The 10,896-nt window shown below is 58.6% G+C and carries 8 protein-coding genes and 1 pseudogene; 4 read left to right on the top strand and 5 right to left on the bottom strand.

From position 1 onward, the window contains the following. Positions 1-461: pseudogene (locus MKI86_RS23660) on the bottom strand (IS110 family transposase); the annotation flags it as partial. A 211-nt stretch (positions 462-672) separates the two neighbouring features. Here MKI86_RS23660 and MKI86_RS23655 point away from each other — a divergent pair. Both MKI86_RS23655 and MKI86_RS23650 read left to right on the top strand, forming a co-directional pair. Continuing rightward, on the top strand, positions 673-1,023 hold the full coding sequence (locus MKI86_RS23655; RefSeq protein ID WP_241605962.1) for a transposase: 351 nt from the start codon (positions 673-675) through the stop codon (positions 1,021-1,023). Next, a complete protein-coding gene (locus MKI86_RS23650) occupies positions 972-1,820 on the top strand; it encodes an IS3 family transposase (protein WP_241605966.1) in 849 nt (282 codons plus the stop codon). The genes MKI86_RS23655 and MKI86_RS23650 overlap by 52 nt, the downstream gene beginning before the upstream one ends. A gap of 37 nt (positions 1,821-1,857) precedes the next feature. Here the strand turns inward: MKI86_RS23650 and MKI86_RS23645 are convergent, their stop codons facing one another. The 4 genes from MKI86_RS23645 to rhtA all read right to left on the bottom strand — a co-directional run bounded on the left by MKI86_RS23645 (position 1,858) and on the right by rhtA (position 7,359). Continuing rightward, positions 1,858-2,577: a site-specific integrase gene (locus MKI86_RS23645; protein WP_241605960.1), complete on the bottom strand. Its 720-nt coding sequence runs from the start codon at positions 2,575-2,577 to the stop codon at positions 1,858-1,860. 219 nt (positions 2,578-2,796) lie between these two features. Next, positions 2,797-3,876: a siderophore-interacting protein gene (locus MKI86_RS23640; protein WP_241605959.1), complete on the bottom strand. Its 1,080-nt coding sequence runs from the start codon at positions 3,874-3,876 to the stop codon at positions 2,797-2,799. Next, positions 3,873-5,123, bottom strand: a complete 1,251-nt coding sequence (locus MKI86_RS23635) for a RhtX/FptX family siderophore transporter (RefSeq protein WP_241605957.1) — start codon at positions 5,121-5,123, stop codon at positions 3,873-3,875. Before MKI86_RS23635 ends, MKI86_RS23640 begins: the two co-directional genes overlap by 4 nt. A gap of 1 nt (position 5,124) precedes the next feature. Beyond that, positions 5,125-7,359 (bottom strand): TonB-dependent siderophore receptor RhtA, encoded by a 2,235-nt coding sequence (rhtA, locus tag MKI86_RS23630; protein ID WP_241605955.1) that lies wholly within the window; start codon positions 7,357-7,359, stop codon positions 5,125-5,127. Between the two features lie 151 nt (positions 7,360-7,510). Between rhtA and MKI86_RS23625 the strand changes: the two genes are divergently transcribed. Continuing rightward, a complete protein-coding gene (locus MKI86_RS23625; RefSeq protein ID WP_241605953.1) occupies positions 7,511-8,458 on the top strand; it encodes a helix-turn-helix transcriptional regulator in 948 nt (315 codons plus the stop codon). 423 nt (positions 8,459-8,881) lie between these two features. Next, positions 8,882-10,693, top strand: a complete 1,812-nt coding sequence (locus MKI86_RS23620) for a methyl-accepting chemotaxis protein (protein WP_241605951.1) — start codon at positions 8,882-8,884, stop codon at positions 10,691-10,693. Positions 10,694-10,896 lie beyond the last annotated feature (203 nt).

The raw sequence follows: 10,896 nt of genomic DNA, 5'->3' as shown, positions 1-10,896 counted from the left end.
GCATTGATCGGACCTGATTCTCAAGATCTCGTCGCATCGTCACGAGCCGGGACCGCGCAACCAGCAGCGAGCGGACCCGTTGGCTAGCCTCACTCTTCACCGCAACCTCGCGATACCACCCGATGCGAACCAGCTCGGCCAAGCCGAACCAGCTCGGCCAAGCCGCGCGCGTCGTTCTCATCGCTTTTGTTCATCCGAACCGACAACACAGCATGGGCGTGTCGCGCATCGATGCATACCACCGGCACGCCGATCTGCTTCAGCTCATGCCAGAGCCAGCTCGACATCGCACCTGTCTCGAAGCCAACGCGATCCGCATCTGGTGCCTTCTTTGCCAGCAGGGCAGCCAAGGCCCCAGGGTCCGACTTCGCCCGGCCCTCGAAGATCGGCCGGCCATTCTCGTCAACGACACAAACAGCCGTTTCCTTCTGTGAAACGTCCAATCCGACATACTGCTTCATCGTGATGTCCTCCTGTTGTTACCGCGACCAGTCTGCCACTACAGAGCAGACTGGAACATGCCGGCAGCAATTACGTCATCGTGTATAATATCGACCCCTCTGGCGGGGTGACCGGCGTCCAATATTGGACGCCGATATGGAGTGCGCCCCTTGGGGTGGACAGATTGGAATGAGGAATTGACCAGCCTACCGGGTTTTGGAAAGAAGCCCCATGGCAAAGCACCGCAGTCACAGCGTCGAATTTAAACTTCAGGTCGCGCAGGAATTCCTCGCCGGCGAAACGCTGCATGGTCTGGCAAAACGCCACGACGTGTCGCGCAACCTTATCCGCATCTGGGTTCAGAAGCACGAGCAAGGCGCATTCGACGAAGATGCGCAGGCCGCCGATCTCATCCAGGAATACGAGGCTCGGATCGCGGCGCTGGAGCGGCTGGTTTGCAAGCAGGCTCTGGAACTGGAGTTTCTAAAGGGGGCTCTGAAAAGCGCACCGCGGCCGAAAAACGGGACTACATCCGTCATCACCGGCCCTGCGGCATCTCCGTCGCGGAAGGATGCCGGCTAATGGAAATCGCGCGCTCCACCTATTATGACCTCCCGGAACGGCCGGCCGACGACACCGCCATCGTCGAAGCGATGTTCGCGATCTGCGACGAGTTCGAGTTCTACGGCTACCGCCGCGTCGGTGCGGCCCTGCGGCAGCAGGGTCTTGTCGTGAACCACAAGAAGATTCGTCGCCTCATGCGCGAACACGATCTGAGGCCGAAGATCAGGCGACGTTTCATTGCCACGACGGACAGTGACCACGATGGTCCGATCTTCCCGAACCTGGCGAAGGACATCATCCCGAGCGGTCCCAATCAGCTTTGGGCCAGCGACATCACCTATGTTTCCCTGCCGACCCGTTTCATCCACGTCGCCATCATTCTCGATGCCTGGTCGCGGTTGATCGTCGGTTACGCCATCGGTCACTCCATCGACGCGCGGCTGACGGTGGCCGCCTTGAAGACGGCCATTGACAGGAGAAACCCGCCGCCGGGCGTGGTTCACCATTCCGACCGCGGCTCGCAATACGCTGCCGAGCTCTACCGCGACACATTGGTCGCCAACGGCCTGATCGGTTCGATGGGTCGCCGCGGCAATCCGTACGATAATGCCAAGGCCGAAAGCTTCATGAAAACGCTGAAGGTCGAGGCGGTCTATCCGATGGCCTTCGAAACCTTCGAGGACATCACTGAACACCTTCCCCACTTCATCGAGGAGGTCTACAACAAGCGCCGGCTCCATTCAGCACTCGGCTACCTGAGCCCCCAACAGTTCGAGGATCAACACATCCGGCAGACTGGCAAATCAGCAGCCTGATCCTTGTCCACCCCAAGGGGCGCACTCCAATAAGGGGTCAACATTCCGAGCCGATTGACATCGCGACGCCCGCTTTGACAAGGGCGGCATCCCGCTTCACAAATCCTTCAAGATGATCGGTCTCGGGCAGCGCCTCCAGCAGCGGATAGAAAATATGGGTGGCGATTTTCCGTATTTGCTCCGTGGAGTAGTCGCGGCGGCGGCGCACCACTTTTCTCATGCGGATCGGCGTGCACGGGTTGCGCATATCCATCAGTGGTCTGCGAATGGCCCAATTGAACAACCCTGATACGCGACTAAGCGCACCATTGTATTTGCTGGGGGAGGCGACGGGCTTTAAGAACTGCTCGATGTCAGAGGCCTTTATTGCCTTGAAAGACCGGCTACCAAACATCTGTTCAAAATCGGAATAGGCTTTGCGCTTGTTTTCGCCGCGACGAGAAATGGTACGGGGTTGCTGCCGCAGAGATCCCGCCACAAATCTCACAAAGGCGTACTGAGACTTTTCCGAGAGACCGCTGATATGACTTTCCCAATATTGGCCTATGGCATCACTCACGGTCATGAAGTGCTTTTTCCGGGTGTCAACCCGGTCAGCATAAGGGCCATGTTCTTCTTTGAGGCGTTCTTTGCCGTTGATGACCTCCAGCCGCGCAGCCGCCACTTGCTGAAGGACGGGAGATGCAAGCACCTTGCGATAGCGCTGGCCGTTGAACTGATAAGCATCGACAAAGGCCTTGCGACCCAGAGCGGTCACCCGTAGGCCGGGTCCCGATACGGAATACTACGTATCCGCCCGTCGGCAGGCTTGCTATCCGTAAAGCGACCTATCGGTCGGTATCCCTTCTTTCAATTTGTCGCTGAGACGGCTGTCTTGACGGAGACGCGCGGTGGCTCTGTCCCAGCTGTGTGTGCGGAGATTGCACGCACTGGCCGGGGCACCACGAGATACATGCAAAAGCGAACTTATCTGACCCTATTGATGAACGCTCTCGACGACGTTTGTGGTGGAGCGCTTCCAGTAGGCTGTTATCGACGTCTTGATGTTGTCTAAAAGTCGTGCCGACAGACGAGCGCGAAGTTCGGCGGCAACGCCATGTTCGCATCCGGCCCAAACGGTGAGGTGCTGCGGTTTGTCTTTGACGTGATTTTCCAACGCTGCAAGGAACATTGTGGGATCGCCAGCCGGACGGCCGTTGCGAGGTAACCAATCGACTTGTAGGCTTGGCGCGGGACAGAGATAGGCCGTTTCTGTGATATCGTTGACCTCGACAACTGCTTGTATTGTCGCCTGTCCCGCAACCGACTCCACTATCCGAGCGATCGCGGGTAGCGCAGTTTCGTCTCCAAGAAGAAGCAGCTTTTTACCCGTGGGTGTTCCTCCGCCGCCGGGACCTACAAGACCTACCGTCGCGCCGGGTCGAGCACGATGTGCAAACGCGACGCCGGGACCGGACGCCGTTTCGTGATGCATCACGAAATCGACAGCGAAGGTGGACGTCCGTTCGTCAACCCACCGTATCGTGTAAACGCGGCTGGAAAGCACATCATCCCCGCCGGGCCAGTTCAAACGGCCGCTGGTCGATTGGCGCGGCCAATGCGGCACGCGTCCCTCTGGCGGGAAAAGTAAACGGACATGATGGTGGCTCCAGTTCAGTAGTGCCGACAAGCGGCTGGCGCGAAAGACGACGCGGCGCATTCTCGGTGTAACGGCCTCCACGCGTTGAACGAAAACCTCCTGGAAATTTGCCGGGACGGTGTCGGTCGAGCCCTGACCGGACCATTCGATCTGCGCGTCCGCAGCGAACTCGAACACGTGATCTGCAATGAAGGTCCTTATCACGGAGAGTTCCGATGCCGTAGGCGCGGTAGCTTCGATGGACAAGCCTGCCGGACACCGGCGAAGGCGCACATGCCCATACTCGCTGGTGATATCTGCACCGCCCGACTGGCGTTTCACATGAGCGTGCGTTTCCAAATGGTCCAGAAAAACCGTCAGGAAATGATCGGGATTGGCCAATCGCACGTCGGCTGTCGTCTGCACAGCTTGCGTCATGCCTTGCCCGCCTGCCGAACCGGCAATTCTTGGCGCTCGAGCTTCGCCAATTGACGATAGGCGAGCCAGATTCCTGCGAAGGAGATGAAAGTCGCGATACCGAACAGCATGGCGTAACCCACGCGGTCTGCCAGGAAGCCGGCAAGAGACGAACCGACGAGATAAACGATGAGCTCGGCACAAGAAAGAATGGTGAAATCGGTGCCGGGTTGATCGTTTGAAGATGCTTTCATGAAGAGAGAATAGATGGCGACGAGCTCCATGTAGCGGATCAGTGACTGGAAGGCCGAGGCGCTCATGGCGACCATCGGACCGGGAAAGACATGCGCTGCACAAAGCGTGAAAACGAGGAAGCAGACCGTTCGGAGCACGCCAAGTGTCACAAGTGCGGTCTTAAGTCCCGCCTTGCGGATGAGAAATGCACTGATGACGGCCCCGACCAATCCTGCCGTCGCTGCCGTACCGCCGCTGAGGTAGCCGATCCACGCAACCGGTAGGCCGATATCGACAAGGAATGGACCTTCCATCCCACGCACAAGGCCCTCGCTTGCACGATATGTCAGGGCAAATCCGAGGATGATCCATGCATTGGGTCGCGTGAAGAACGCGCGCAGTGTCGCGACGGACTTACCGGGAAGCGCGCGCTGATCCTCGCGCGTCTCCCGCATCCACACCGCTGCGGCAAGCGGAAGGAGCGACAGCGCTGCAACGATGAGAATCGTCATCGTCCAGCCTATCCTCTCGAACAGCACAAGGGCCATCGTCCCGCCCAGAACGACGCCCAAAGCGACCGCCCCTGCCTGAATGGCGTTGCCAACGGACCGCGTTGCGCCGTCGAGGTGGCGCACGGCGTATCCGTCCGTTGCAATATCCTGCAGCGACGACAGGACGGTGATCGCCAACCCGATTGCAAAAAGCGGCCCCGCCCGTGAGGGATCGAAGAATGCCATCGATGCGATCAGGGCACTAACCAGAAGCTGGGTCGGAATGACCCAGCCGCGCCGATGCCCCAGTCGCGTCAGCGGCGAGAAACGGTCGACAAAGGGAGCGGCCAGGAACTTCAGCACCAGCGGTAACATCAAAAGCGAGAAAAGACCTATGGCCGTACGGGACGCGCCGGCGTCGCGCATCAAGGGCGGCAGCGCAACGATCAGCAGGTAGGTCGGGATGCCCTGCGCGAGATAAAGACCGCCGAGGACGGCATAGAGCCGACCTCGACGCGCATGTGTTTGCTCTTGAACCGACACTTTAGAACGCCTTGGTCAGCGATACGGCAAAGGTGCGTGAGCGGCCCTTGTAATCGAAGATCGCCTCGTTGGCCAAAGCACCGTAGAGCGCCTTGGCACGGGAGCCCCAGATCGTCGTATATTTTTTGTCGAAAAGGTTATGGACGCCGAAATTCACAGTCGTCGCGGTATCCTCGAAGCGATAGGCGCCGACGAGGTCGAAGAGCGTGTAGCCGTCGATCTTATAATCGTCCTTGTCGGTCAGGTCGAAGACATGCTGGCCCTGCAGGCGCAGGCTAAGCACCTCGCCGCGCCAGCCGACATGGCCGCCGAGCTTGGAGACGCTTGCCGATCCGACACTGTCGTTGCTCCAGCCTGCGTCGCTCTTTACCTGCGTACGGACCCACTGGCCAAGCGCGCCGATTTCGAAACCGTATGCGAGATCGACGCCGACCTTGCCTTCGATGCCGTAGACACGCCGCTCCTGGTCCTGCATTTCCACGGCGAGCGTCGTGCGGTTCAGCGTGATGGATCGATCCGACAAGGAGTAGAAGGCGGCTGTATCGAAACGATAGTCGCCCTCATCAAGCCGATAACCGAGTTCGAAGGAGTTGGTCTTGATCGCCTCGAGAGCCGATTGCGCAACATTGACGCTGTTGGTCAGCGTATAATGACCGCCTGCCAGCGAGTATGCGCCGAAGCCGTAATATTTCGCGGGATCTGGCAGTTCGAAGCCTTGGCTGAAATTCGCGTAAACCTGTTGCGTGTTCGTAATGCTATAGGTCGCGCCGGCGTTGAATAGGACCGCGTCGTAGCTCACCGAACCGCCGGGAATGGCGTCGGCCGAGGTGGCCGTTCCCTGGAGAATGGCGATCTGCTGCTGGGCGCCGATGAAGTCGCCAACCTTCGTGTCGACATATTGGTAACGGACGCCACCGTTCACCGTGAGCGCGTCGTCGACCTCATAGGACGCCTCCACATATCCCGCGACGGTGCTGACATCGAGGGCTGGATACAATCCCGTCACGCCGATCGTGTCGAAGTCCATCGCTCCCGAGGTCAATGCCGTCATCAGGTCAAAGATGTTCTGACGGGAGGAGAAGGAATCCCGGTCGGCATCGACACCATAGGTAATGCGCAGGCCATCCGTGGGCTCGGCCGCAAGCGCGGCCTTGACGCCATAATAGTCCGTGTCTTGCGAACTGCCATAAAAATAGGTGGATGATGGGAAGGGATGAAATTGCACCTTCTCCGACCGGTGGAAAGCCTGCAGCATCAGGCTCTGCCCCAGGAAATCGTCGTCGGTGTAGGTCGCATTCAGCATCGTGCGGCGTGTGCGGGGATTGAAATCGGAACTGTAGCCGCTGCGCGCTTCAAAGAGGCTGGGATCCGAAAGCGCGGCCAGGAACGGCCCGAAGTACACGCCGTATTCGGAGTCCTGACGGCTGTCGAAAAACTGTCCCGTCACTTCAAGGCGCCTGTTGGCGTCGATCTGATACCCGATTGACCCCATCAGATCGAGGCTGCGGTTGTCGGCGGTCGAGGTCTGCGTGATATCGGGCATCAGCAAATTGCCGCGGCCGTCATAAAATGTACCCGTTCCAAGGCCCGAAACTGCAAAACGCGCGTCCCAGTCCTCGCTCTTGTAGGTCACTGCGGCGGCCGCGTTCTTGTCCAGATCGCCGCTGCCGGCAAATCCGCTCTGCGCACCCGCCGTCACCTCGGCGTGCAGTCCCTCTTCTGCATTCTTGCCCTTCTTGGTGATGATGTTGATGATGCCGCCCGTGGCATTGCCGCCATAGATGGATGTGGCGCCGCTGAGAACCTCTACGCGTTCGATGTTGAATGGATCGATCGAATCGAACTGCCGGCTGACCCCACGCGCGGAATTCAACGAGACACCGTCGATCAGCACCAGCGCGGCGCGCCCGCGTAGGTTCTGGCCGTATGACGTGCGTGAACCGTAGCTTGCCGGGTCGAAGCTGGGAATTTCTTGGGCGAGGATCTGCTGCAGGGTTTCGCCGGACCGCGCGCGGCTCTGGATTTTCTCGGCGTAGACAACATGGATCGTCTTTGCCGTTTCGGAGATTTGCTGCGGTGCGCGGCTGCCTGTCACCGTGACGGCCTCGAGCATGGTCGCGCCATGGCTGCTGGTCTGCGCGGTCGCTTGTGTCCTATCGAGCGCGTCCTGCGCATAGGCCGGCAGCGCCGCAACCATGGCCACCAACGAGACACCAAACCGAAGTTCCAAACGCATGAGTTCATCCCCGAGACATTGACAATCACCTAATCAAGGTCGATTGCCAAACAAGATTAATTTAGTCATGTTTATAGGCGTCTCGGGTGAATTGCGCAGATTGACGCGAACATGACTTGGACAGAAACGAACGAAATCGGATTTTTCTGAAGTGCGTCACAACCGGCAGGTCACCCCACTGAAGTTCGGCGCAACGAAAGGTGCAGAATATCCGGAAGGCCTCTGGCGGCTTGTCCTGCGGGAAATGCTCGGCGATATCGATGTCGCGTCCGATACCATTTTTGAAAAGGCATCCGGCCTGTTCTTCGCCAGGCTCGGGCTCTCCCTGACGACCCTTTACCTGCCGGCAACGGCCGTGCGCTTCTGGACGACAGGGCTCTCCGAATCGGGCCTCGTCATCATGCGTGCAATGCAGGGGCCGCTTGTCGTCGAACAGCGCCAACGGCATGTCGAGGCGCGTGAAGGCGATGTCATCTTCGCGATGGCGGACGCGCCGCTCACTATCGAGTTGCCGCTCGGCGGGCGTTTCGATTGTGCCTATCTCCCGGGCCACGTCGTGAATGCGTCCGATACGCAGCTTTCCGCCATTCTCATGAAGCAGATTTCCGCTAGCTGCCTGCCGTTGCAACTGTTGATCACCTACGCCGGCTACATGTTGCAGCAGCAGCGACAGAACGACAGCCACGCCGACATGATGGTCCGCCACTTCTACCAGTTGCTGCCCGTTCTCGTGGCTGAACTTGCCGCCGACACAAAGCGGGCCAATCCGGACCGGCTGACGGTAATCAAGGCCACGATTGCGGCAAACCTCGCGGAAAGCACGTTTTCAGTCGCCGATGTCGCGCGACAACAAGGTGTTTCAGCGAGAGCTGTTCAAAAGCTTTTTCAGCGGACAGGGACCACATTCTCGCGCTACCTGTCAGAACGCCGCCTGGAGGGTGCAAAGGACGCCCTTATGCTGGGCAATGGCACCATGTCGGTCACGCAGATTGCATTCGATTTCGGCTTCGATGATCCGGCGTATTTCAGCAGGGCCTTTCGCAAGCGATACGGTATCTGCCCGAGAGACCTACAAGCCGCTGCCCGCAAAGCAACATAGCCATTCGCGAGATGCACGGTGTGCATGCTTTATCGGTTCGATACATTACACGAAAGCCGTTCCGTTCAGACCTCTCATAATGTTGGACATACAGAACAGCCAGTCTGTATTCCTTTGAATCGAAACATGCAGTAGCCGTTGAGCGTTGCTGGAGGAGATCTGGCAACGGGCTCAGGGAACCTGGCGCGGCGCCGCCGGTGAGAGCCTTTCGTGCACCCTAAGCTGCGGTGTTTACCCCGACAGGAATTGATCCAACGGTTGTCGTGAGATAGCGGTGACTCTAAGGCGATTTCGCCCATTGGAAAACCGTCTTTGATTGTCGCAAGGAGAGCTTCAGAGCGCTGCACGAATAGCAGTAAATCTATGGTTTACTGCTTCTTAAGGGTAATCTAACATGCTTGGCCCTCATATGGGGATCACACGATGGCATCAATCCAACATAAGATTACCGCTGCGAGCACCGCCATCTTTGTCATAGCCGGGGGCGCGGCCGGTGTCGGAATCTGGTCGGCGTCGATGATGAATGCGGATGCTGTCGATATCGCCAGATCCGGGCAGATCCTTCGCAATCATATGCAGGCCGACATGATGCATGATGCTCTTCGCGCCGATGTTCTTGCCGCACTGCATGCCTCCAATCCTGCCGCCGGTATAAAGTTCGAGCAGGTCAAAGCGGACCTTGCGGAACATGTTGCCTCATTCCGCAACGTGATCGACGAGAACAAGGTGCTGGCGAAAGATCCCATTACGCAGAGGGCGCTGGCAAGCGTTGAGCCCCCGCTTCTTACCTATATCGACAGCGCGACCAACATGGTGACGGCGGCGGAGAGAACCCCTGTTGACGCGATGAATGCGCTACCGGATTTCATGGCGCAGTTCTCTAAGCTGGAAAGTGCGATGGAGCATGCCGGTGATCAAATCGAGACACTGACCACATCTATCTCCGACCTGAGCACTCAGACCGCAAATAACATCAACTACACACTGAAAGCCATTCTCGGACTGACGCTGATCCTGGCCATCGCACTTTTCGCCTTCTTTCGTCGATCCGTGACGACGCCCATTCTTCAGCTCTCGTCAGGCATGGTGAATATCGCTGATGGCGATACGGATGTGATTTGCGCCGGTCTTGGTCGCAAGGACGAGATAGGGACCATGGCCGCCGCCGTGGAGGTGTTCCGCAAGGGGGCGATTGCCAAACGCGCGCTCGAGATGGATGCCGCGCGTGCACGACAGCAAGCAGAGAACGATCGCATGGCGACCCAGCAGAAGGCCGAAGCCGACGCGGCCGAGCGTCTGCGAGCTGCAACCTCCGGCCTGGCCGGTGGTCTGAAGCGCCTGGCCTCAGGAGACCTTGCTTTCCAACTCAACGAACCGTTCTCGCCGGATTTCGAGAGCCTTCGCCACGATTTCAATTCGTCACTGACCCAGTTGGGCGGAACACTGATGGCGATTTCTCAGGCAATTTCGGCTATCGATGGTGGCACGCAGGAGATTTCATCCGGCGCCAATAACCTCGCCAACCGCACGGAGCGTCAGGCTGCCTCGCTAGAAGAGACCGCCGCCGCGCTCGATGAGATCACGGCAAACGTCAGCAATTCCAGCAAGCGCACCGAGGAGGCCCGTGCCGCTGCGACGGAAGCTGACCATGGAGCTGTTCGTTCGGTCGACGTGGTACGCCAGGCGGAGGAAGCGATGCAGCGGATAGAAAGCTCCTCGCAACAGATCTCAAACATCATTGGTGTCATCGACGAGATTGCGTTTCAGACTAACCTGCTTGCGCTGAATGCCGGTGTCGAAGCTGCGCGCGCTGGAGAGGCCGGCAAGGGGTTCGCAGTCGTTGCCCAGGAGGTTCGTGAACTGGCGCAGCGATCGGCGACAGCCGCCAAGGAGATTAAAGCGCTGATCAATACATCCTCTGCCGAAGTTGGAAGCGGCGTGCGGCTGGTTCGCGAAACCGGCGTCGCTCTCAACGAAATCGGACAGCGCATTTCCGGAATCAACCAGCACATGAATGCAGTCGCGACGGCTGCGAAGGAACAGTCCGTTGGTCTGGTCGAGGTCAACAGAGCCGTCAACACCATGGATCAGACGACCCAGCAGAATGCAGCCATGGTTGAGCAGTCCACGGCGGCCTCCCTGGCGCTGGCTGCGGAAACTCGTAAACTGCGGGACCTGGTGGGGCAGTTTCGTTTCGATGACGCAGGCACGTCGCGCTTTCAAATGGCCTCCTGACCACGAGGCGGTCACTGCCGACGACGCCTTTATCGACAAGGATGTAGATCGGGTTGGTACAGTATCTCCGCACCAATGCGCCCAGATGCAGGTTCGATCTGTTCCGTGTTGGCGACGACTTTAGGCGTAAGCATCCGAGCGGCCACGCGGCATCCGTACGCGCGAGTTACGGCAAATCGTTCTATAGTAATGAGGTTCGGTCG

The sequence above is a fragment of the Shinella sedimenti genome (assembly GCF_022601905.1).
Lineage (GTDB): Bacteria > Pseudomonadota > Alphaproteobacteria > Rhizobiales > Rhizobiaceae > Shinella > Shinella sedimenti.
The sequence above is the reverse complement of the archived record's forward strand: the minus strand, read 5'-3'. Positions and strand labels throughout refer to the sequence as shown.